The organism is Enorma sp. (genome assembly GCF_982429025.1).
In genome coordinates this window covers 14,434-37,195 of the sequence record NZ_CEWCAA010000003.1, presented here as the reverse complement: position 1 = coordinate 37,195, position 22,762 = coordinate 14,434, and the positions used below count along the sequence as shown (strand labels likewise).

Here is a 22,762-nt window from a genome sequence, read left to right as displayed (position 1 = left end):
TCCCCCGGTACAACTGTCTCAGAGACAGTTTAACCCGGCACAACTGTCTCATGAGGAGGAGATCTGATGACCGATTCCGCACTGCGTGCACTCGCCGACCGCTTCGGCACGCCACTCTACATCTTCGATGACCGCGCGCTCGTGCAGCGCGTCCGCTACCTGCGCGAGGCCCTGCCGGCTCGCGTGGGCATCTGCTTCGCCATCAAGGCAAACCCCTTCGTTCTCCCCGCGCTCGAGCCCCTCGTCGACCGGCTCGAGGTGTGCTCGCCCGGCGAGTACCGCATCTGCCGCGCCCTCGGCCTGCCCCACGACAAAATCGTGGTCTCGGGCGTGCATAAGGACATCCAGACCGTATCGAGCGCCGTGAGCGAACGGCAGGCGCCCGCAGCCGTCACCATCGAGTCGGTCTCCCAGCTTGACCTGGTCCTGCACCAAGCCGCCACGCACTCGGCACGCGTGCCAGTGCTCCTGCGACTCACCAGCGGTAACCAATTTGGCATGGGGCGCGACGACGTGAAGGCTGCGGTCACGCGCCTGCGCCACAACGGGCGCGTGCGCCTTGCAGGGCTCCAGTTCTTCTCCGGCACGCAGAAGAACTCCCTCAAGCGGCTTGCCCGCGAGCTCCGCGGCCTGGATGCGTTCATTCAGGAGCTTGAGCAGGATTGCGGCTGGCGCGTACCCGAGCTGGAGTTTGGCCCCGGGTTCCCCATCTCGTACTTCGCCCACGACGACTTCGATGAGAAGGAGTTTCTGACGGAATTCAGCGAGCTTATCGAGGGCATGTCCTTTCATGGCCACATCATGCTCGAGCTTGGCCGCAGCCTTACCGCCTCATGCGGTACCTACCTCACGCGCGTGGTAGACGCCAAGGTGAACGCGGGGCAGCGATATGCCATCGTGGACGGCGGCATGCACCAGCTCGTGTACTTCGGCCAATCCATGGCCATGAAGCAACCGTGCTGCCACCTGCTTGGCGCCGATGACGAGAATTCCGCTCCAGCAGACGAAGAGCTCTGGAACATCTGCGGCTCGCTCTGCACGGTAAACGACATCCTTGCCAAGCAGCTCCCCCTCTCCGGGCTCGAGCAGGGTAGCATCCTTGCTTTCGAGAACGCCGGCGCCTACTGCATGACCGAGGGCATCTCGCTCTTTTTGAGCCGCGATCTTCCGCGCGTGATCATGGTCGACGGGCATGGCGCCCCCACGCTCGTGCGCGACGGGCTGCGCACCGACATCCTCAACACCCCGCTCTTCCCCATCAGGTAACACCCCGGCGCAACAAGCGCGCTGGGCTACATCTAAGAAAGGACCATCATGGACGCAATTCTCGACATCTTGAACGAACTCAAGCCCGGTATCGATTACCGCACGCGCCACGACCTCGTCGACACGCGCGAGCTCGACTCGCTCACCATCATCACGCTCGTCTCGGAGCTCGAGGATGCCTTCGACATCACCATCCCCGCCGTGGAGATCGTGCCCGCTAACTTCAACTCCCTCGAGGGCATGTGGAGCATGGTGCAGCGCCTGCGCGAAGCCGGCTTTTAGCGAGGTGCCGGAGCTCTCATGACTTCGTACTTCTCTTTGACGATGCTCGGGCTCATCCTGCCCGGCACGGCGGTCGCCTACCAGGTCATGCCGCGCCGGGCGCGCTGGGCCGTGCTTCTCGCCGCTAGCTATGTCACCTTCTGGGCCATCAGCGGAAAGCTGCTCGCCTTCCTTTTGGCGTCGACCGTGACCATCTGGCTCTGCGGCCTTGCGCTCGATCGCGAGATCAAGCAGCGCGGCGAGGCCCTGCGGGCTCCAGGCGCCAACCGCAAGGCGGTCAAGCAAAGCTATGCGAGGCGCATGCGCCTCATCATGGCGGCGGGCGCGGCGGTCAACCTTGGAATGCTCTTCGCCTTCAAATACGTGGTGTTCGCGCACCGCCTGCTCGCTCCGCTCGCCGCCCCGCTCCTCACCCACCTGGGGATCGGCTGGACAGCACCCGCGGCAATCGCTGCGCCCATCGGCATCTCCTTCTACACGCTGCAGGCCGTCTCGTACCTCGTGGACGTGTATCGCCAGAGCGTCTCCGCCGATCGCAACCTGTGCCGCCTGGCGCTCTTCATGGCGTTCTTCCCCCAAATCATGGAGGGGCCCATCTGCCGCTACGGCCAGACGGCGCAAGCGCTCTGGGCGGGTCACGGCATCACCTGGGAGAACCTCGTATCGGGAAGCCAGCGCATCCTTTGGGGCGCGGCGAAGAAGCTTATCGTTGCCGATCGGGTGAATCTGCTGGTGAAGACCGTCTTTGCCTCATATGAGTCCTACGACGGCGGCATCATCGCCCTCGCCGCGGTGCTCTACACCATCCAGCTGTACTGCGATTTCTCGGGCACGATGGATTTCGTGGTGGGCACGGGGCGCATCTTCGGCGTGCGCCTGCCCGAGAACTTCCGCCAGCCCTTCTTCTCGCGCACCGCATCCGAATTCTGGCAGCGCTGGCACATCACCCTGGGCACGTGGTTTCGCGACTACGTGTTCTACCCCGTGTCGCTCAGCAAGCCGGTGAAGCGCCTGACCACCTCGGCTCGGCATCTCCTGGGCAATCGCATGGGGCCGGTGGCCGCGAGCGGCGTGGCGCTCCTCGCCGTGTGGCTCGGCAACGGCCTCTGGCACGGCGCAGGCGGGCAGTACGTGTTGTTCGGACTGTTCTGGTTCGCGGTCATCTGGCTCGGCGGCTTCGCTGAGCCGATCGCGCAGTCCATCTGCGAGCGCCTGGGGATCGACCGCTCGGCGCTCTCGTACCGCGCCTTCCAGCACGCGCGCACGCTCGCGATCGTCTTCTGCGGAGAGCTCATCTTCCGCGCCGATGGCGGATGGGCGGCGCTCGGCATGCTGAGGCGGCTCTTCGGCCAGTTCTCGCTCGCATCGTTCGCCGATGGCACCGTGCTCAAGCTCGGTATGGACGGCGCCGATTTTGCCTGCGTCGGCATCGCGATCGCAGTGCTCTTCGTCGTTGGACTGCTGAGGGAGCGTGCACAGCACGACCCTGCCGCCTCCGCCACCCCGGCAGGACACGCGGGCATGCCGGCGGCAGCCACCGCGAACACCGCAGCCACCCGCTTCGCCCTCGCCTGGTGGCAGAACTTCAACGTGCGCTGGGTACTTGGCTGCGCCCTCATCCTTGCCATCGTGGTGTTCGGCGCCTATGGAACGGGCTATGTTCCCGTCGACCCCATGTACGCATCGTTCTAGCAAGCAACAGTACCGGCAGGCAACAGGTCCCGCCGGGCACGACAGCAGCTGATAGGAGGTCCCATGCTTCATGACGCAACAACGCCCGCCACGGGGCGCACCCAACAGCGGGCGGCGCGGTACATGCGCATCGCGCTGCGCCTCGTCGTTACCGGCATCCTGCTCTGCGGCCTCCTCGCCGCGGTGTCGCGCATCGTGCAGCCGAAGAACAACCAGGCCGAATTCGGTCAGAGCGATCCCGAGGCCCACGGCGTGCTCGGCGAGCCGCGCGACAGCATCGACGTCCTCATTCTGGGAGACTCCGAGTCGTTTTGCTCCATCTCGCCCCTGCAGCTTTGGGGCGAGCAGGGCATCACCTCCTACGTATGCGGCACGAGCGGGCAGATACTCCCGCTCACTCGCTCCCTGCTGTTGAGCGCCCTGAGCAAGCAGCATCCTAAGGTCGTGATCCTCGAAACCAACTGCCTCTTCCGCCCGTTCCGACCGGGGTTCGCGCTCAACCGCGCCCTCCAAGACAAGTTCCCGGTGTTCGAATACCACAACCGCTGGAAGAAGCTGCGCGCGGAAGACCTCGTCTATGCGCCCCAGACCACCTGGACGCACGAGCTCAAGGGCTTTCGCATCAAGAAGGACACGGTTGCCGCAGACCCTTCCGGCTACATGGCCCCTACCGACGAGCTGGCGCCGATGCCGCGCCTGAGCGAACTGTACCTGCGCAGCATTGCGAGGATCTGCCGTGATAACGGCACCAGGCTCGTGCTCGTGAGCACGCCGAGTACGGTGAACTGGAACACGGCGCGCCATAACCGCACCCAGCTCCTAGCGGGCGAGCTGGGCATCGACTACATCGACTTCAACATGGGCAGCCAGCGCGTCGAGATCGACTGGGCCACCGATACCTGCGACAAAGGCGACCATCTCAATATCTACGGCGCTCAAAAGGTCACGAGCAAGCTTGGCGAGATCCTGCGCGCTACGTACCAGGTGCCGAGCCATGCGAACGAGAAGGCATATGCCTCTTGGAACGACGCGTACACGCGCTACGCCAAGCAGCTCGCCGGAACGTGATGCCGCGCGGAGCCGATGCACGCTGGCACCCTCGCCCGTCCCCGGCGCCCGCGCTCCTCGGCGCCCTGCCGCCTCCTAGCACGCTGCCTGCCGTGGCGCCTTACCCGCCTTATCGCGTTCCCAAGCCCCGCCCTATCCACACCGAAAGGAACCCATGCCACTCAGCAAGCCTTCACCCGAGCTCAGGCACATCGCCCTGCGCCTCGCCGTCACCGCCGCCGCGCTCGTCATCGCGCTCGCCGGCATATCGCGCATCGTGCTGCCCAAACACAACCAAGATGCGCACGGCCCCAATAACTACGAAGCCGCCCACGGCGTCTTCGCCGAGCCGGAAAACTCCGTCGACCTGCTATTTCTTGGCGATTCCGAAACCTACTGTGCCATCACGCCCCTCGAGCTCTGGCGCGACCACGGCATCGCCTCGTACATCAGCGCCACGGGCGCCCAGCGCTTGCCGCTCACGCTCTCCATGCTCAACCGCGTCCTCGGCTGCCAGCGCCCCAAGGTCGTGATGCTCGAAACCAACTGCCTGTTCCGCGCGGTCACGCCGGGCACGGTGGCGCGCCAGACCGCAAACGACGCCCTCCCCGTGTTTGAATACCACAACCGGTGGAAGACGCTTCGGCCCGATGACCTCACGGCGGCTCCCTTCTCCATCGGCACCGCCGACTTCAAGGGCTATCGCCTCAAGACGGGCGTCAGCGCTGCCGACGACTCGTCCTACATGACGCCCACGATGGACAGCGAGTCCATTCGATCGCTCAACCGCTGGTACCTGGAGCAAATCGCAGACGTCTGCCGTAGCCACGACATCAAGCTCGTGCTCGTGAGCACGCCGAGCACCGTGAACTGGAATATGAAGCGCCACAACTGCGTGCAGCAGCTTGCAGGCGAGCTCGACGTCGATTACATCGATCTCAACACGGGCAAGAACCGCGCTCAGATCGACTGGTCGACCGATACCTTCGATGGCGGCGATCACCTGAACCTCCAGGGCGCGCAGAAGGCAACGGCCAAACTCGGCGAGCTGCTGCAGGACCGCTACTACCTGCCCGATCATTCCGGCGAGAGCGCCTACCGTTCCTGGGACGAGGCCTATGCCCGCTACGAACGCGTCGTGAACGAGGGCGCGGCATCGTAGCGCCGGCCTGTACCCCACGGGCGCCGATTCCCGCTGGCTGCTCGCCAAGACCCGGCTCGCGACAATCCCCGCCGGCTGCCCGCCAGGCCCCGGCTCGCGACAATCCCCGCCGGCTGCCCGCCAGGCCCCGGCTCGCGCCGATTGCCCACCGGCTCCTTCGGGTACAACTAGGGGGACATCCCACGAGCAAGGAGGCACCATGAACACGATTGAAGCACTCGTAACACGCCGGAGCTGCCGAGCCTACACCAGCGAGCCCGTCGCACCGGAGCTCATCGACCAGATCATCGAGGCGGGAACCTACGCCCCCACCGGCATGGGGCGCCAATCCCCCATCATCGTCGCCATCACGAACAAAGAGGTGCGCGACCGGCTTTCGCGCATCAACGCGCGCGTCATGGACAGTGAAGACGACCCGTTCTACGGGGCGCCGGTCGTGCTCGTCGTGCTCGCACGCAAGGATGTGGGCACGCACGTGTACGACGGCAGCCTGGTGATGGGAAACATGCTGAACGCTGCCCATGAGCTGGGCCTTGGCAGCTGCTGGATCCATCGCGCAAAGGAAGAGTTCGAAACACCCGAGGGCCGCGCCATCTTGGAGGGCCTGGGCATCGATGCCGACGCATACGAGGGCATCGGCAACTGCATCGTAGGCCATGCCGCCGAGCCCGCGCCGGAAGCCGCCCCGCGCAAGACAGACTACGCTTACCATATCGACTAGCTGCGCAATTAACGAGCCCGCGCGACCGGATCTGCAGGGCGCGCTGCAAACTATCTGAGGAGGCCCCATGCCTTACGCCACCCATGAGAACGACGTTCAGTACCTCGCAGATGATGGCACCGTACTCGGCGAGGTTACCTTTCCAAGCTGCGGCGATGGCATCGTGGACATCAACCACACCTTTGTAGACGGATCGCTGCGCGGGCAGGGCATCGCGGGCGAGCTGCTCTCCCGTGCAGCAGCCGAGCTCGAGAAGAGCGGGCGGCGCGCCCACCCCTCATGCTCGTACGCCGTTCGGTGGTTCGAGAAGCACGCGGAGTACGCGCATCTGCTTGCGGAGTGAGAAAAAACCGCCCCGCCATATCCGAAATGAGCGCGCCGCATGCGCAATCCGCCCCGCGTCACGGCTTCGGCCAAGGCGCGGGGCTCGCTTTTGCAACTTTTGGGCACTTGATTCCCGAATGTCCAAGTATAAAGCGACCCCTCGTTACCATAATCGCAGGTCAGAGGCTTGGCCAATATGTCGCTACTCAGCAGATCTCCGTTTAAGCGCCCAAAAGTTGAAAACACTTCTAAACCTAGCTCCCTCGCCGTCCCGATCACGGTAACAACTGCGTTACGGCGGCGTTTCGCGCGCGTTTCCTGCGGCGCGGCCTCATAATAGACCCCACCTGAATATCAACGGGCGGGCCATCGCGCCAGCGATCACCGCAACGGCGCGCCCGCCCATGCAAGGTTAGGGGTCGATATGTCCATGAAGTTCAAGCGCCTGCTGCCCATCCCCAAGGAGATCCGCGAGGAGATGCCGCTTTCTGCCGAGACCGCGGCGAAGAAGCCGGCGTTCGACGCACAGGTGGCCGACATTCTCACGGGCAAGGACGACCGCAAGCTCGTCATCATCGGCCCGTGCTCCGCCGACCGCGAGGACTCCGTCCTCGAATACGCTGGCCGCCTGGCGAAGCTTGCCGAGCGCGTGAGCGAGCGCCTCTTCATCGTACCGCGCGTCTACACCAACAAGCCGCGCACCAAGGGCACGGGCTACAAGGGGCTCCTGCACAACCCCGACCCCGAGGGCCCGAGCGATCTTTTGGGCGGCATCAAGGCCATCCGCCGCATGCACCTGCGCGTTGCGGAGGAAACTGGCATGTTCACCGCCGACGAGATGCTCTACCCCACCAACTACCAGTACCTCATCGATGTGCTTGGCTACATCGCCGTGGGCGCGCGCTCGGTAGAGAACCAGGAGCACCGCCTCGTGGCTTCGGGCGTTCCCATGCCCGTCGGCATGAAGAACCCCACCGGAGGATCCACGAGCGTCATGCTCAACTCCATCTATGCGGCGCAGCAGCCGCAGACGTTCATCTTCCGCAACTGGGAGGTCGAGACCACGGGCAACCCGCTCGCACACGCCGTGCTGCGCGGCTATATCGGCGAGGACGGGCTCAACTACCCCAACTACCATTATGAATACCTGGAGCGTCTGGCAGAAAAGTACACCGAGGCAGATTTCGTCAACCCGGCGGTTATCGTGGACTGCAACCACGACAATTCGGGCAAGCGCCCCTTCGAGCAGATCCGCATCAGCCACGAGGTTGCAGATTCCATGCGCCGCTCGGAGCAAATCCGTCATCTCATCAAGGGCTTCATGGTGGAAAGTTACCTGGAAGACGGCAACCAGCCCATCGACGGCGGCGTGTACGGCAAGTCCATCACCGACCCATGCCTCGGTTGGGAGAAGACCGAGCGCCTGGTACTCGATCTCGCAGAGCGCGTGTAGCCGGAGCCAGAAACTGCACGTTTGGGCCGGTTTTGAGGGGTGCCATCGGGTAGCAGCAAGCTAACTGATGGCACCCGCCTGCAGCAGATCGCGCACCTCGAAGAGGTCCCGGCAGATGCGCGTCGCCAGGGAGCGCATCTCGTCATCCGGCTGCACCAAGTCGGGCACCATGATGGTAATGAAGCCGCCTGCGGCACCGGCGCGCACACCGTTGAAAGAATCCTCGAGCACGAGCGCCTCGTGCGCATCGCACCCTAAGAGCTCCGCCGCACGAAGGAACACATCGGGCTCCGGCTTGGCGTGCTCAACCTCAAGCCCGGACACCGTGGCAGAAAAGCACGCAGAAACGCCCGCGTTCTCAAGGTTCTGCGCGATCTGGCTCGCCGGCGAAGAAGACGCCACCGCCGCGGGTATGCCCTGCTCTCCCAGATACGCGAGGAGCTCATCGAGGCCGGGCTTCTTCTCCACCCCGGCGCGCAGGTGCTCCTCCACGATGGCATGCCAAACATCCCAGAGCTCATCCGCGTCGACGCTCTCGTCGTACCACGCGTGAACAACCTTCGCGAACTCACCTCCCGCGGTACCGCGCACCGCGTCCGAGAGCCCGGGCTTATAGGCGAGGCCCAGGGCATCGGTCGCCGGCTTTAGGTTTTCTCCCCATACGGGCTCGGTGTCGAACATGAGCCCGTCCATGTCGAAGATGACGCCCTTGACCATTACGTACTCCCTATCCATTGGCCTGCTCTGTAGAGCTCTGAACACAGAAGACGATGGGGCGCCTCACCCCATGCGCGAACCATTATCGTATACTTCGAACCGTCCTCGCGGGAGGCATGAAAATGTTTCCAAGCGCGAAGCTGCACGACCAAGGAGCCCTATGAGCGAGCAATCAACCCGCATCCTGTTCGTCTGCCACGGCAACATCTGCCGATCGCCCATGGCCGAGTTCGTCATGAAAGACCTCGTGCGGAAACACGGGCTCGAAAGCCGATTCCTGATCGCCTCGGCCGCCACCAGTACCGAGGAGATCGGCAACGATATTCACTGGGGCACGCGCCGCGTGCTCACCGAGCACGGCGTGCCCTTCGCGCCACGGAGCGCGCGGCGACTTCGCGCAGACGATGCGGCGACCTGGGACTATATCGTGGGCATGGATGAGGCCAACGTGCGCAATATCGGCCGCATGCTGGGGCCAGGCGCGCTGGGGCGCACGTTCAAGCTGCTCGCCTTCGCCGGGCGCACGGACGACGTCGCCGATCCGTGGTACACAGGCGACTTCGAAACCACCTATCGCGACGTGCTCGAGGGGTGCACGGCGCTACTCGAGCGCATCGAGAGCGAGGCATGACGCACAACCCCGGCCGGATTCATCACGGCACGCGCTCGATATGCCTGATGCTCGGAATCAACCAGGTGATCACAGCGAGCACCAGCATGGACGAACCGGCGAGCACGAACCAGATGGGCGCGCCCACCGTATCGGCGAGCAACGCGGACACCGCGAGCCCCGCCGGCATGGCCCAGGCCATGATGCTCCCGTAGAGGCCAAAAACGCGTCCCAGGTACTCGGGCGGAATGTGTTCTTGCATGAGCGCGGTCTGCGGGCCCGAATAGAAGGGGGAACTGAGCCCCATCACCGCGCTTGCAGCGAGAAAACCCATGAAACCGTCTGGCCCCAAGAGCCCCGCAGCCAGCGTTGCCACCCCATACACCGCGCACGAAGCCACCACGCTCAGCGCGCGATTCGCAAAGCCGCCGGTGGCTGCCAAAAGCATGCTGCCCGCGATCATGCCCACCGAGAACACCACCTCTGCGAGGGCGGCATCGGCCGTCGTGCCCGCAAAGTGGCCGAGCGTCATAATGGGAAAGAGCGCCGATATGGGCGAGAACACGAGCGTGAAGGCAAACCCGCACCACAGCAGGGCGAAAAGCCCTCGATACCTGCGGAGCACGCGGTAGCCCTCCGCGGTCTCACGAGCGAGTTGGCGCACCTGCGTCGCAAGGCCCTCGCGAACCACAGGAGCCGTAGGCCGTCCGCTTAGCCGCGCAGCGAGAACGGCCACGCTCGCGAACAGCGCACCGGCAACGTCAAGCGCGACCATCGCGGTAAGTCCCCACACCGGGTACATCGCCGCAGCCGCGGCCGTTCCCAAGATGTACCCGCCCGATTGCACAAGCTGCGTTACGCCCGCAAGACGGGTAAGGTGCTCAGGCGGAGCCACAAGCGGGGTCAACGCCTGGAAGGCGGGAGTGTGAAACGCGCTTCCGATGGCCCTGAAGAACAAGGCAACGATTACCATCCACACCGGCAAGGAGCCAGCCATCGACGCAAGCGCCACGAGCGCGCTCACCGCAGCGATGAAGAGGTCGGCCCCGATAAGCACGCGCTTAAGCGGAAGGCGGTCGACGATCGCTCCCGCGACAGAACCCATGAGCGCAAGCGGCAGGAAGCCCATGAGCGATGCCAGCGACAGCATGCTCGCAGAATTCGTGGTGAGCGTAATGTGCCAGATGAACCCCATCTGCAAGATAGAGCTCGTGAGCACCGAGACGAGCTCTCCGCCCCACACGCAGGCAAGCTTTAGCTTCCAGGAACCGTCCGGCCCGGGCATTGTGCCCGGCGCCGCTCCGTCTACCGCATGAGGCGCGGCTTCCGGCGCATCGGATGTTCGCGGCATGGTGGCCCCTTCCCTCGCCCACTGAACCCGCAGGCGCAAACAGCGCATATGCGCGGACCAGCATAGCAGACGCAACCGAGGAGCGCGGGAGGCATATCCTTGCCGGAGGATCGTACGCCCGCCATGAAAAAGCGCCCCAAGCGAGGCGCTTCTCGTGATGTCAAACGGCGAGCATCTCAAAAGCACGGGCTATCTCCCGTCAGGAGCGACCACCCTTCGCCTTAGTGGACCCGGCGCTTCCCGCTGGATCCCTTCGCTCACCGTCCCGGATTGCCGGCGTGGTGATAAGGCCTGCCAGCACCACAGCCCCGCCGACGGCATATGCCATGCGCACCGCATCGAGGCGCGCCGTGGCCTCGATCGACACAAGCTCCTTGCGCTCGCCGTCGGTCATGGAGATTCCCGCGATCTCGTCCTCGAAGGTCCGGTTGCTGCCTAGGTCGATGCTCACACCCGATAAGGCGCTCGACACTCGAGGCGAGATGGAGGCATCCGCCGCCGCACTGCTTCGAACCGTACCGGTGATCCCGAAGATCAGCACCGCGCCCAGCAACGCCACACCGAGGGCCTGGCCCACGTTGCGCATCGTGCTCTGGATGCCGCCCGACTGCGAAGCCTCGCGCTCGGGAAGCGCCATCGCCACCACGTTGCTCGCGTGGGCAGAGACCGTACCCGCGCCCACGCCCGCCATGAAGGCACCCAGGTACACGAGGGGCGCACTTGCGCCGTTCTCGGTCACAGAGAACGCCATGATGCCGAGTGCAGCAGCCATTGCCACGTAACCGGTTTGGATTACACGGCGCGGGCTAGCCTGCGGCATGAACTTGGGGATGCCAAGCGCCAGCGCGAAGGTGGGAACGCCGGTGACGATCGAGATGGTCCCCACTGCCACGGGCGACCAACCGGCCACAAGCTGCAGGTAGGGCGCCATGAGAATAGATTGCGCTCCCATAAAGAAGAAGGTGAGGGCGCAGGCCACAAGGCCGGCGCGCACCTGGGGAGTTGTGAGGAACGCGCTCGGCAGCACCGCGATGCCGCCCCGCGCCTCGACGCGGCGCTCATAGGCAACGAGGATGCCGAGAACCACGATACCTGCCACAGCCATGGGAAGCGCGGGCGAGATGCCCAGGATGGTAAAGGGCGCCGTGGAGAGAGGTGTCACGAGGCCCCACGATGAGATGCTCGAGAGGCCAATGAGCAGGAGGAACAGGCCCGACGCAGCCAAAGCGACGCCCACGCCGTCGAAGCCTGCCCGCTCGCGCGGCTGCTCGATGGCGGGAAGAGTAAACGACGCGGCGAACACGATCGCGAAGTAGCCCGCAAGAGCGAGGAAGGTAACGTGCATGCCAGCCAACTGCATGACCACGCCGAGTGCAAGGGGAAGCAGCGCGGAAAGTCCCGAAGCCGCACCGATGGCACCGAACGCGATCACGCGATCGTGACCCTGGTAGATAAGCGGGATGAGCCCCAGCACCGAAGGGATCATGAAGCTCGCGCCAAGGCCCACCAGCACGCGGCCACCCCAGATGAAGACGGCCATGCTGGGCGCTAGGGCAAGCACGACCTCGCCGAGGGCGCAAAGTAGGATGCCGCCGCGGAAGGTCTTCTTCCAGCCGACCATGGTGCCGGCAAGACCGCCCGCGATCATGAATGCACCGCCTACGAGCGGATAGATCATGTTGGCGAGCTGAATCTGGGCCGTGGTGGCGCCGAGCTCGCTCGTGAGCGACGCCGTCGCCAGCGAGAGCGCCCCGTTATCGCCGGTTGCACCCATCTGCGCAAGGATGAGGACGATGATGGGCAAGATCAAGAAGCGAGCCGCTGCGCTCGCGGGGGCTGCCGCTGCACTCGCGGTGGCCTCTGCGGGGGCAGACGCCGTAGTCGCGGGGGCCTCTGCGGCCCCCGGAGTGGCAACGGAGGCAGCGCCCGAGTTACCCGCAGGCCGCGCATTCGCCGCCGAAGCGGTCGTTTTGGCCTGAGAGGCCCGGGCGGGCTGCGCAGCCCGCGCCTGGTGGTTGTTATTCACGTGTACGCCTTTCGAAGATGGTTAGTAGGTGCCGTGCAGACCACACATGGCCCGCACGGCCGTACCGCGCCCCGCATGCGCCGGGGCACGCTGGGCCATGCCGCATAGCACGCTGGCCATGCGGCGGCCCCGGGCAAAGCATAGGAGCTCGAAGAGGGGCCCTACGCCGCCGGTGCGAAGAAGGGCTCGCTTCCGCTTACATCGCATGCGGAGAGCGGGTACGCGCGGATGCCCGGCTCGTCATAGGTGGCATGGTAATACGTGAGCGTCTCTGCCGAGAAACAGCTCGTATACAGGGTGATTTCCGACGACCCGTCGGCCATGCGCGCCGCCCCCATGGGCACGGCAACCGCACCGAGCGTGCGGAACAGGCGGCTCACATTGGCAGCCTCGGACTCCTGAACAGGATAATGGCTGTTCACAAATGCCGCCTTCACGAAGCGGGCAGGGCCACTGTAGTCCCCCGGAATCCCCTGCATGCCCATGCCCGACCCGAAGGGGGCAAGCTGCGCCTTATCCCACGTGGCAGTGGCGGGCTCGGCATCGGTGAGAACCAGATAGTTGCGGAGGTTCGTTCGCTGCCAGCCGAAATCGGGCTCGTTGGTGAGCACGTCGACATCGTTCTCCCACACCTTAAGGCCGTCTTCGAGGCACTCGACCACGATGCTGCCCGTGGCGTCGGCAACGATCCAGTGCAGGTTTGCAACGGGAAGGTCGGACGAGACGGGCTTGGCCACAACGGTAGTCTTGGAGAGCGCGCGGCGCACCTCATCGAGCGAAGAGAAGTTGCGAGCAATCCAGAAGGGAAGCTCATAGGCGGCGACGTTCACCGCATCCGGCTGGCTGCATGCATGGGCGGCATAGCGCGCGCTCTGCGGGAAGTTGAGCCCCGCGACGGCAAGGCCGGCATCGTTGCCGCAATCGAAGTAGAGCGGGACGCCGCCCGCCACGATTCCCATGCCGATCACCGTATGGGCGTGCGCGCCATCGAGGTCGCCGGGGCGCTCGAAGGCAGCGGGCACCTCGGCAGCAGGGGGCGTCACCACCACGCGCTCGCCATAGCCTTGAGTCCAATCGAGGTTCCGGCCGAAATACATGGAACCTGAGGTGCTGGTAAAGCGGATGCCCGTGCACATGGGCCCGCCCCCTTTCTTGCCCGAGGCAACACCTCGGGTCGAAGCGATAGATACTTCTCTTCTGCCCGTAACCCCCTATTAGTTACGACCGATATACTTAGGAATGACTGAAGAGGGGTAACATTTTTGGCTAAAGCGTCAACAGAGCTGCAAGAGCGTCGTATTTCAAAGCATCCCCGCAGGTAAACTACCCATCCAAGCTATCTTTTCGATAGTCGAGCAGGTGAGAGCCGGCGCTTTCCGAACACCACGCCGACGGCCCCCCGACACATGATGCAGAACCTATGGATTCGGCTCCCGGAGACTTCCGCTCGTAATGTTACCCGGGGTATACAAGTTCCGCACCTAGACAGACTCTGCCTCCGCGCTCAAACGATTCCCCAGCGCGGCTACGCCCCTCACGGGGCGCAAGATGCGAAAGGATTTGGACATCATGCCCAACAGCAGAATAGCCCCTACAACCCTGCGCGCCCTCCTTGCCGCGAGCCTTGTGCTCTCGGGCCCCGGCGCGGGCGCTGCACTTACCTCACCCGCACTCGCCTTTGCAGACGAAACCAGCACCCAGGAGCATAGCGAAAGCGAGACCAGCACCACCGCACCCGCGGAAGACGCGCCTGCCGATTCAACCGAGCCGGCTCCTGCGGAAGACGCGTCCGCCGAGACCGCTACCGTTCCCGCAGAAGACGCCTCCGACGGCGCCACCGCGCCCGCCCCCACAGCAAGCGCGCCCGCCGAAGACGCCGAGCCTACCTCCGAAGCAGGCGCATCCGCCGGCACGGTCGCCATCGTTCGCGGCGGCGACCGAACGGAATACAGCTCGCTCACCGAGGCGGCCCGGGCCGCACAAGATGGCGACGCCATCGAGGCCTCCGGCGCGCTCAGCATCAGCGAGCCCGTAACGGTTGACGCAGGCCGCTCCATCACGCTGCGCTCAACCGCAGACACCACCATCACCCGTGCGGAGCAATTCCCGCAGGAGGGCGGAAAGGCCGCGGGCATGTTCCGCTTGTCGGATGGTGCCTCGCTCACGCTGGAGGCGGCCGACCCCTCTTCCGGCAAGCTCGTCATCGACAGCGAGCGGACCGATTCGAACGACGCCGTCGTCACCCTGCGCGGGCAGTCCACCTTCACCATGCGCGCAGGCACGGCCATCGAGGGCGCCCAGTGCTCATGGAAACCGTGGGGCGCCGTCTACGTGCGCGAGGGCACGTTCGTGCTAGACGGCGGCGAGATTCGCAACGGGTTCGCCATGCGCAACGCCGCCGTTGCGGTGGAGCGCGGCAGCACCTTCGAGATGCGCGCGGGCATCATCACCGGAAACCGCACGAGCTACTCCGAGTCCATCGTATGGACCAAGGGCACCGTGCGCATGAGCGGTGGCAGCATCGCGGGGAACTCGTCCAATGTGTCGAGCGACGGCGTGGTGCACGTGCTCGAGGGCGGCGCGCTCAGCTTCACGGGCGGCACCATCGGCAACAACAACCCCAACAACACGTTCGGCGTGCGCGTAGACGCCCGCGGATCTCTTGAGCTGGGCGGGCGAGCCCGCTTCGAGGGCACCGACCGCGTGAGCCTAGCGCAAGGGGCGGCGCTCTCGTTCGCAAGCGCGCCGGAGGCACACACCACGGACGACCCGATCGAGGTCGTGCTCGCAGGCGAGTGGCCGGCGGGCGGCGTGGTGGCAACCGCCTCCTCGCCCGAGGTGTCGCGCGCCGCGCTCGAGCGCCTCTCGGTGCGTCACGCCGGAACGCCCGAAAAAACGGCCTCCGTGGGCCTCGACACCGCCGACCAGCGTCGCATCACCCTTGCCTCTGCCGACGTAGCTGCGCTTTTCGACCTGCTCGACAACCCCTTCGCCGACAACCTCGGCCTCCAGCTGCGCGACGAGCTCACAGGGCCCGATGCTCTCGATGGCCTTCGCGCGACGGTAGAGGAGCACTTCGCTGGCGTGGACACCCCCGAGAAGCGCGTGCGCCTGCAGCAGATCGAGGACATCGAGCGCTATGCGGCCTACCTCGACGCGCACCGCGACGAACTCGCGGACACGGTGCGCGAGCTCTCGCAGCTGGGAGATCCGTGGTCCGAGGCGCAGCGCACCCAGCAGGGCTATCAGTTCGACAACCTCGATGCCACGGGGCTCTACCTCAAACCCGGCCAGGTGAACGAGATCGTGGTCTACGTCGATGCCGACGACCCTTCGAAGCTCTCGGTTGCCTGGCGCCAGGTGGGCGTGACCGACACGAACAACTACCCGTCGCTCAACCTCGGCCAGAAAAGCGGGTTGGTGAACGGCGTCAATCGCATTACCGTGGACCTCACGGGGAAGACCTATGGTTCCATGCTCTACCTGCGCAACGACTCCAACGAGAGCGCGGCGCACGTGCGCATCGAGGCGGCGGATGCGGCCGCGGTCGCGATGGGCGCAGCGGGCGACGGTGCAGAAGCGGCCTCGGCCAACGACGCGGCCAGCACGGGAGGCGCGGGCGCCTCGGGCGGCACCGAGGCCGGCGGCAGCCCCGCCCTGGGCACGAGCCTGGGCGAACACCCCTTCTACGAGCACGACCCCGCACACCCCGAGCGCTTCTGGACCTTTGTGCAAGACATCCGCGCATACGCTGCCCGGGCACAGGCGGGCCAGGTGGCCGACATGACGCTCATCCAGATGGGCGACCGGGGCAGCGCGCAGTTCGCCGTGAGCGCGACCGCCATGGCGAAGGCGTACTCCGGCATCTCGTCCGAGGCCGAGGCCATCGCCTATATCGAGAAATCGAACACCGCCATCCAGAACCGGCTTGAATTCTATTGGGCGTTCGACGGGTTCGACCCGGCGGAGGCAAGCGGCCCCAACGCCATCACCACCGCACGCGTGCACACAGCGTTCACCCGCACGGTCTCGAGCCCCTCGACCATGTACGCCTACGGGCGCTACTTCCACATGCCGGAGAGCACGGCCGCATCGTTCCTCGCGGGCGACGACATGTACGGCTGGGGCATGTCGCACGAGTACGGCCACATGCTCGACAACAACGTGATCGCGGTTGCCGAGGAGACGAACAACCTGTACTCCATCGCCGGCTCGCGCCACGGCGGCATCGAGGCGTCGCGCGCGGCGGGAACGGCGTTCAACCCCTCGGCGTACTACCACGTGAACGCCATGAACGCCACCAAGCGCCGCGATGCCGAGCTTGCGCAGATGGCCGCCGACCCGAACTACGTGCCCGACTGGATGAACGACAACGTTTGGGGCACCTATATCTGGACGCATGTGACCACGTGGTGGAACGGCCTGCATTTCTTCGACGACTGGGATTACGCGGACTACGACTTCTCCGCGAGCCCCTACACCGAAGAGATCGCAGCGGATGTGGAGACGTACGGCGCCTACGGGGCGACCCTGCGCATCCTGCGCGGCAACCCGGCTGCCGTGAAGACCATCGAGGACCTGGCGAGCAATGCCACCACGGGTGTTAAGTACAACCGTATGGCCGTGGCCTTCACCATGGGAACGGGCTACAACTTCGCCGAGTACCTCTACGAGCTCGGCGAGCGCGACCTAGCGCCCGAGGTGCTGGAATGGTGCGCGCAATACCCCTCGATGCCGCGCAAGGTGAAATACTTCTCGCTGAACACCGACGCGCAGATCATCAACGGAGCGAAGACGTACGAGGAGATCGTGGGTGCAGACGGCACGGTTGAGCCCGAGCTTACGGTCGAGATCGTGGGCAACGCGCTGCGCGTGACGGCCTCGATGCCGAGTGACGAGCTCACACGCGCCACGACGGCGTGGGAGCTCTACCGCGACGGGCAGCTCGTGGGCTTCTCGCGCGACGGGGCATTCGAGCTCACCGGCGACGTGGGTGATGGCGACCCGGCGTCCTTTAGCGTGGTGGCCTACGACGTGCGGTTGAATCCGCATACTGAGCTTGCTGGCGACGATGCCGGTGAGGAGCCTGGAGGCGGCGAAGAAGGCGGCGGCTCCGGCGAGGTGACCCCGCCCGAGGGAGGCGATGGCTCCGGCGGCGAGGTGACCCCGCCCGAAGGCGGTGGCCAAGAACCGGGCGATGGGTCGGGTGACGGCGACGGAAGCGGTCAGAAGCCCGGCGGCGATGGAGGCGAAGGTGGATCCGGCGAGGACTCCGGAAGCGGCGAGCAGCCGCCGGCAGGCGAAGACGGAGAGGGCTCGGGCGACGGCTCGGGCGACGACGAGCCCGGTAGCGATAATCCCGGCAACGGATCATCGGACGGAAACCAGACCACTCCCCCGCAAGGCGATAGCGACTCCGGTGAAGGCGCCGGCGAGGGCGGAAACCGCCCCGGGGCCAGCGAAGACGCCGGCGCATCCCGTGCGGAAGAGGACGGCGGCAAGCTCGCCGCCACCGGCGACGCACTCTCGCTGCCCATGATGGTTGCCGCTGCAGGAAGCGCGCTCGCCTTTGCAGGCGCTGCGATCGCCGCGCGCATACGCCGCAAGAGAGATTAGCAAGCGGTACTCGATTGCCGTAGCAGCCAGCAAACGAACGCCACGGCACGCACAAACACCATAGGACCATGCGGGCTCCGGGCACATCGCTCGGGGCCCGCCTTCGTTTGTCCGCTCGCAAGATGCCCGCTCACACCGCGCGCGTGATATGGTTGACTATCGGGCAGAGACAACGAGCTGGGAGGCGCCATGGCGGGAACGCTGCGCGATTGCATCTACGGACAGGCAGTGGCCGATGCGCTCGGCGTGCCGTACGAGTTTCGCCCGCGGGGGACGTTTCGCTGCACGGGCATGGTGGGCCACGGCTCGCACAACCAACCCGCGGGAACGTGGTCGGACGACACATCGATGGCGCTTGCCATCTGCGACAGCTACCGCGAGCTGGGTCGTGTGGACGCAGAAGATATCCGCGCGCGGTTTTTCCGCTGGTACCGCGAGGGCGCCTATACCGTGGACGGCCTGTTCGACATCGGCGGAGCGACGGCTCGAGCGCTCGACCAGGGCTTTGGCTGCGCAGACGAATGGGACAACGGCAACGGCTCGCTCATGCGCACGGTCCCCTTGGCATTCACCGATGCGCGCGACGAGGACATCGAGGCGGTCTCGGCCATCACGCACGCGCACCGCACCTCGACCAAAGCATGCGTAGAGCTCGTAGCGATCGCCCGGCGGTTGGCGGCAGGCGTCCCGATGCGAGAAGCCACGGGCCCGTATGCTGCGCTCGCCGAGCGCCCTGTACGTGAGGTGCGCTCCGGAGGCTTCGTGCGCGACACGCTAGAGGCGTCCCTCTGGTGTCTGCTCACAACGAACAGCTACCGAGACTGCACGCTCGCCGCCGTCAATCTCGGCGACGATACCGATACCACCGCCGCCGTAGCCGGCGCGCTGGCGGGCATCGTATACGGCATTGAGGGGATTCCCGCCGAGTGGTTTGGCACGCTGCGTGGAAAGAACGTGATCGAGAGCTGCTTGTTCTAGCGCACAGGGACGAATCTACTTCACGCCCTCATAACGCCAGACGGAATAATGCTGCGGAAACTCGTAGAACTTGATGCTTCTACCAGAAGCCTTTTGGAACATCTGAATGCTGCCCGAACGGACGAGCCGTCAACCGGGACGGCCCAGATAGGCGAACGATTCTCCGTTATCGGACATGTGGACGAGCGTGAAGGGCCGCGCCGCCTCGCGCTCTGCCTTGTCGAGGAAGCGCGTGAGCACAGCGGTGTCGAATGGATTGAACAGGTAAAAGCAGGTATAGGGCGCGAGCGAGATATCGAGCACGCTGCCAGCGATAACGTTGAGCTGAGGAGACGATGCTGCCCACGATGAGGCGATGTTGGCGAGACGTGCGTCCAACTCCACTCCCGTTGCCCGGCATGGAAGCTGCGAGGCCGCATAGGCAAGAACCCTGCCCGTTCCGCAGCCTACATCGAGCAGATGGTCGTTCGCCGTGAGACCAAGCTTGCCAAGCAGCTCTTCCAGCACGAAATACGGCGTCGGGGTTGGTTCGTGCGTGCCGGCGGATGCCAGGTCTGGATGCACCGGATCCGTCTCGCCGAGCGAGCGACCGCACAGGGCAATATCCCGCACCGCGTCGGCAGCAAGAAGGTCCGCCTTGCTGGCTATCGATGCATATGAGGCAACCACGGCATTACTCCCCTCTCTCGTTGGGCCCTAGCGGGTCGCTCGGCGCGCTCGATTCGAGGCGCTGCTAGCGGAAAATGCTCGCCCGGCACCCCCTTCGAACACTTGCTCTTCCCCAAACAAGACTGCCAAAACCACTCGTTCCAGTTTTGGGAATATCTTTTTGCCGCGGTCGCCTTGCCGCATGCCAACGTTCCCATAATCCTGCGGTTTTTCTGCGTTCAAAACGCTGTACTTCGTATCGTTGAAAAAGATATTCCCAAAAGTGGAATGAACCTGCAAACGGTGCCTCGGAAGAGCGAGGATGCGTCGTTCAGGAGCTCTACCACCAGCGGTCGCAGCGCTCCTCCAGCTCGATCAGCGCGTCGAGCAAGGCCTTGCGAAGCTCGCCTTTCTTGAGGCTGTTTACGTAACGAATGAGCTCCGCGCGATGGGCCGCCTCTTCGCGCCTGTATTCCAGCTCCGCCTGTTCGACCTCCCACTTGAAGGCATCGATCTGTTGGGGATAGGCGGCGAACACCGTGGCAACCATGTGTTTGCAGATACGCCTCGTGCCCGCCGCGTGCGGGCAGTCGCAATAGGACTGCCGAACATGCGCAGTGTCCACGTGGACGGTGTAGGGCAGATTTGCGGAGCCCTTCACCTCGGCATCGAAGGCGCCCTCGCCGACGGGCCGAAGGTTCTTCACACGCCCCTGCTCCACATAGTCGAGCCCGCGCCACAGGGAGGCTCCGCTTGCCATACGGAGGATTGAGAGAAGCTGCATGGGAGTCCCTCCTTCGACGTTGTGCCGATGCACTCCGCTTTCTCCTTCAGCCTGGAAAAGCCAAGCGCGCTTTGAATAAGAATAGCCGCACATCGTGAACAGACTTGCCACAAGCGGGCAAGTAATGCAATGAATATGCGATGCCGATGCACGGAACAGCAATGGCTAAGATCGCATCGATCAGCATGAGGGTCAATCCGCGGATCAAGGCAGAGGCAGAATCAATTTACGGAAGTCTTGGAATGACACTCACCGAAGCAATCAACATCTTCCTGCACAAATCGATTCTTGAGGGCGGGCTGCCTTTCGACGTTCGGCAGCCGCGGTACAACAGCGAGACCGAAGCGGCGATGCGCGAAGCCCGCGATATTCTTGCGGGGAAGGTGCCCGCGGAATCCTATGACTCAGCGTCGACGATGTTTACCGCATTGAACGAATAACCGGAGATGGCACTCAGGCTCGTCCATGTCGTGTCACGCACCGGAACTCATTCCGATCTATTTGACGAGTAGCCGACACAGTAAACTATCTGGCAGCAGTACCCCGCACGCCTCTCTAGGAAACGATGAAGCGCACCAAGCGAGGTCATTTTTCTACTCCTCCTACGCAGCCGGTCGGGTCGCATTCTCCCTGATGTTTCTAATTGCCGTTAACAAATCCATCTGCTGCTGCGTTGAGAACATCCTGACAAACGATTTCGGACGATCGAACGGGGGCTGCGTCAATGCCTGCGGTTCCATATAGCCGTTATCAACCACATAGTTGACCACACGCTTCACGAATGAAATCTGCTGTTCATTCAAGCTCTGATCATTCAGGAATCCCGCAAATGCCTCCATAGCCGCATCGCGATCCAAGTGTACTAGCGTTGCTGGATAGTGCCAAACCGCTCCTAGGCATATACCCGATCAGCTCATCCACCTTTTCATTATTGAAATGGAATGTCTGAGCACCTATACTACTGTTTGACAGAAGCATTGGAGTCGCTATGGAATTTGCCGACAAAGATCTTCAGCAATTCTGGGAAAGCAACGGAGGGGCATGTCCTAGGCGCATCCCTTCGGATTGCAGAAAAGTGCTGTTTCGCAAGCTGCAAATGCTCGACGCCGCGCACGCGATACAGGACCTTCGGATTCCTCCCAATAACAGGCTCAAGCGCCTTCAAGGCGATCGGTTTGGGCAATATAGCATTCGCGTAAATGACCAATGGAGACTTTGCTTCACCTGGTCAAACGGAGAACCAAAAGGGGTTGAGTTTTGTGACTACCATTAACAGCCTCATTTCCACGCCCGGCGAGATCCTACTCGAGGAGTTCCTTCAGCCCCTGGGTATCTCGCAATATCGTCTGGCCAAGGCGATCAACAAGCCACAGTCCGCAATCTCGGACATCGTCCACGGGCGCCGCGCCATTTCCGTCGAGATGGCCTGGCTCCTCTCCCGCGCGCTCGGAACTACGCCGGAGTTCTGGCTCAACTTGGAAACGACATACCAGATTAAGTCCTTCGATGAAGGCAAACTCCCGGCAGTCGAGGCACTCATTAAGTAATCTCGGAGGTCTGAAACCGTATTCCGAGGGGCACACGCCGCCCGGAACGCTACGACTGTCGAGCGAACACAGCACCCCAGGCTCGCAAACCCGCCCCTACCACTCATCCCCAGCCCGCCCGCGCTGCCGCTTGAGCTGGGACCGATGGCGCTTATCCGCCAGCCGACGTTCGCGTGCGGCCTTGGGTACCTTGGTCTTCTTGCGCACGCGCGGCGGCTGGGCGCGGCGCTTGAGGATCGACACGATCTTCTGCAGGCAGAGCTGGCGGTTCTGAAACTGACTCCGCGTCTCGCGCGCGGTCACGGTGATGCCCGTGGGGACATGCGTCATGCGCACCGCGGAATCCGTGGTGTTCACACCCTGGCCGCCCGGGCCCTTCGACCGAAACACCTGCACCTCGCAGTCCCGCGCAAGCTCGTCGATACTCTGCTGAGCGTATTTCGCGTAATCACGCCAGTTCATCCCCCATCTCCTCAATTCCAATTTGGGGACGTGCCCGTTTTGACCGAAAGTGGTCAATTTGGACCCGTCCCATATT

21 protein-coding genes and 1 pseudogene are annotated in these 22,762 nt (G+C 64.1%); 14 read left to right on the top strand and 8 right to left on the bottom strand.

Annotated features, from left to right (window positions below; genetic code table 11):
* Window positions 1-66: 66 nt before the first annotated feature.
* The 8 genes from AC1VS5_RS01245 to AC1VS5_RS01210 all read left to right on the top strand — a co-directional run bounded on the left by AC1VS5_RS01245 (window position 67) and on the right by AC1VS5_RS01210 (window position 7,947).
* On the top strand, window positions 67-1,266 hold the full coding sequence (locus tag AC1VS5_RS01245) for a diaminopimelate decarboxylase family protein (protein WP_481217423.1): 1,200 nt from the start codon (window positions 67-69) through the stop codon (window positions 1,264-1,266).
* Between the two features lie 48 nt (window positions 1,267-1,314).
* Window positions 1,315-1,548 carry a phosphopantetheine-binding protein gene (locus AC1VS5_RS01240; RefSeq protein WP_276868418.1) on the top strand — a complete coding sequence of 78 codons (234 nt, stop codon included), beginning with the start codon at window positions 1,315-1,317 and terminating at the stop codon, window positions 1,546-1,548.
* An 18-nt stretch (window positions 1,549-1,566) separates the two neighbouring features.
* Window positions 1,567-3,240, top strand: coding sequence for an MBOAT family O-acyltransferase (locus AC1VS5_RS01235; RefSeq protein ID WP_481217422.1), 1,674 nt, complete (start codon window positions 1,567-1,569; stop codon window positions 3,238-3,240).
* Between the two features lie 63 nt (window positions 3,241-3,303).
* Window positions 3,304-4,308 (top strand): hypothetical protein, encoded by a 1,005-nt coding sequence (locus AC1VS5_RS01230; RefSeq protein WP_481217421.1) that lies wholly within the window; start codon window positions 3,304-3,306, stop codon window positions 4,306-4,308.
* A gap of 154 nt (window positions 4,309-4,462) precedes the next feature.
* The gene (locus tag AC1VS5_RS01225) at window positions 4,463-5,449 is read left to right on the top strand and encodes a hypothetical protein (RefSeq protein WP_481217420.1); all 987 of its coding nucleotides are present in this window, start codon (window positions 4,463-4,465) and stop codon (window positions 5,447-5,449) included.
* A gap of 199 nt (window positions 5,450-5,648) precedes the next feature.
* Window positions 5,649-6,170 carry a nitroreductase gene (locus AC1VS5_RS01220; RefSeq protein WP_481217419.1) on the top strand — a complete coding sequence of 174 codons (522 nt, stop codon included), beginning with the start codon at window positions 5,649-5,651 and terminating at the stop codon, window positions 6,168-6,170.
* Window positions 6,171-6,237: 67 nt separating this feature from the next.
* Window positions 6,238-6,513, top strand: a complete 276-nt coding sequence (locus tag AC1VS5_RS01215; protein WP_019129066.1) for a GNAT family N-acetyltransferase — start codon at window positions 6,238-6,240, stop codon at window positions 6,511-6,513.
* Between the two features lie 405 nt (window positions 6,514-6,918).
* Window positions 6,919-7,947, top strand: a complete 1,029-nt coding sequence (locus tag AC1VS5_RS01210) for a 3-deoxy-7-phosphoheptulonate synthase (protein ID WP_204627772.1) — start codon at window positions 6,919-6,921, stop codon at window positions 7,945-7,947.
* A gap of 60 nt (window positions 7,948-8,007) precedes the next feature.
* Here AC1VS5_RS01210 and AC1VS5_RS01205 read toward each other — a convergent pair whose 3' ends face one another.
* Window positions 8,008-8,664 (bottom strand): HAD family hydrolase, encoded by a 657-nt coding sequence (locus AC1VS5_RS01205; RefSeq protein ID WP_481217418.1) that lies wholly within the window; start codon window positions 8,662-8,664, stop codon window positions 8,008-8,010.
* 160 nt (window positions 8,665-8,824) lie between these two features.
* Here AC1VS5_RS01205 and AC1VS5_RS01200 point away from each other — a divergent pair, with 160 nt between their 5' ends.
* Window positions 8,825-9,295, top strand: a complete 471-nt coding sequence (locus AC1VS5_RS01200; RefSeq protein ID WP_481217417.1) for a low molecular weight protein-tyrosine-phosphatase — start codon at window positions 8,825-8,827, stop codon at window positions 9,293-9,295.
* Between the two features lie 22 nt (window positions 9,296-9,317).
* On the opposite strand, the gene AC1VS5_RS01195 is transcribed toward AC1VS5_RS01200, so the two are convergent.
* The 3 genes from AC1VS5_RS01195 to bsh all read right to left on the bottom strand — a co-directional run bounded on the left by AC1VS5_RS01195 (window position 9,318) and on the right by bsh (window position 13,787).
* The gene (locus AC1VS5_RS01195; protein ID WP_481217416.1) at window positions 9,318-10,625 is read right to left on the bottom strand and encodes an MFS transporter; all 1,308 of its coding nucleotides are present in this window, start codon (window positions 10,623-10,625) and stop codon (window positions 9,318-9,320) included.
* A gap of 199 nt (window positions 10,626-10,824) precedes the next feature.
* Window positions 10,825-12,651 (bottom strand): MFS transporter, encoded by a 1,827-nt coding sequence (locus AC1VS5_RS01190; protein ID WP_481217415.1) that lies wholly within the window; start codon window positions 12,649-12,651, stop codon window positions 10,825-10,827.
* Between the two features lie 161 nt (window positions 12,652-12,812).
* Entirely contained in the window at window positions 12,813-13,787 is a 975-nt protein-coding gene (gene bsh / locus AC1VS5_RS01185; RefSeq protein WP_481217414.1) for a choloylglycine hydrolase, read from the bottom strand.
* A gap of 412 nt (window positions 13,788-14,199) precedes the next feature.
* Between bsh and AC1VS5_RS01180 the strand changes: the two genes are divergently transcribed.
* Window positions 14,200-18,267 carry a M60 family metallopeptidase gene (locus AC1VS5_RS01180; protein WP_481217413.1) on the top strand — a complete coding sequence of 1,356 codons (4,068 nt, stop codon included), beginning with the start codon at window positions 14,200-14,202 and terminating at the stop codon, window positions 18,265-18,267.
* 189 nt (window positions 18,268-18,456) lie between these two features.
* Window positions 18,457-19,245 (top strand): ADP-ribosylglycohydrolase family protein, encoded by a 789-nt coding sequence (locus AC1VS5_RS01175; protein ID WP_417047004.1) that lies wholly within the window; start codon window positions 18,457-18,459, stop codon window positions 19,243-19,245.
* A gap of 129 nt (window positions 19,246-19,374) precedes the next feature.
* Here AC1VS5_RS01175 and AC1VS5_RS01170 read toward each other — a convergent pair whose 3' ends face one another.
* Together AC1VS5_RS01170 and AC1VS5_RS01165 are read right to left on the bottom strand one after the other, a co-directional pair.
* Window positions 19,375-19,914 carry a class I SAM-dependent methyltransferase gene (locus tag AC1VS5_RS01170; protein WP_481217412.1) on the bottom strand — a complete coding sequence of 180 codons (540 nt, stop codon included), beginning with the start codon at window positions 19,912-19,914 and terminating at the stop codon, window positions 19,375-19,377.
* Window positions 19,915-20,233: 319 nt separating this feature from the next.
* The gene (locus tag AC1VS5_RS01165) at window positions 20,234-20,677 is read right to left on the bottom strand and encodes an SWIM zinc finger family protein (protein ID WP_303214694.1); all 444 of its coding nucleotides are present in this window, start codon (window positions 20,675-20,677) and stop codon (window positions 20,234-20,236) included.
* Window positions 20,678-20,838: 161 nt separating this feature from the next.
* On the opposite strand from AC1VS5_RS01165, the gene AC1VS5_RS01160 reads away from it, so the two are divergent.
* The gene (locus AC1VS5_RS01160; protein WP_417061898.1) at window positions 20,839-21,117 is read left to right on the top strand and encodes a type II toxin-antitoxin system RelB/DinJ family antitoxin; all 279 of its coding nucleotides are present in this window, start codon (window positions 20,839-20,841) and stop codon (window positions 21,115-21,117) included.
* A gap of 162 nt (window positions 21,118-21,279) precedes the next feature.
* On the opposite strand, the gene AC1VS5_RS01155 is transcribed toward AC1VS5_RS01160, so the two are convergent.
* Complete coding sequence (locus tag AC1VS5_RS01155; protein ID WP_368285184.1) at window positions 21,280-21,534, bottom strand: type I restriction-modification enzyme R subunit C-terminal domain-containing protein; 255 nt, start codon at window positions 21,532-21,534, stop codon at window positions 21,280-21,282.
* A gap of 131 nt (window positions 21,535-21,665) precedes the next feature.
* Between AC1VS5_RS01155 and AC1VS5_RS01150 the strand changes: the two genes are divergently transcribed.
* Window positions 21,666-21,950 (top strand): type II toxin-antitoxin system RelE/ParE family toxin, encoded by a 285-nt coding sequence (locus tag AC1VS5_RS01150; RefSeq protein ID WP_081580893.1) that lies wholly within the window; start codon window positions 21,666-21,668, stop codon window positions 21,948-21,950.
* Window positions 21,937-22,224 (top strand): HigA family addiction module antitoxin, encoded by a 288-nt coding sequence (locus tag AC1VS5_RS01145; protein WP_481217411.1) that lies wholly within the window; start codon window positions 21,937-21,939, stop codon window positions 22,222-22,224. The genes AC1VS5_RS01150 and AC1VS5_RS01145 overlap by 14 nt, the downstream gene beginning before the upstream one ends.
* A 96-nt stretch (window positions 22,225-22,320) precedes the next feature.
* Here AC1VS5_RS01145 and AC1VS5_RS01140 read toward each other — a convergent pair.
* A pseudogene (locus AC1VS5_RS01140) lies at window positions 22,321-22,623 on the bottom strand (peptide chain release factor-like protein); the annotation flags it as partial.
* Window positions 22,624-22,762: the final 139 nt, after the last annotated feature.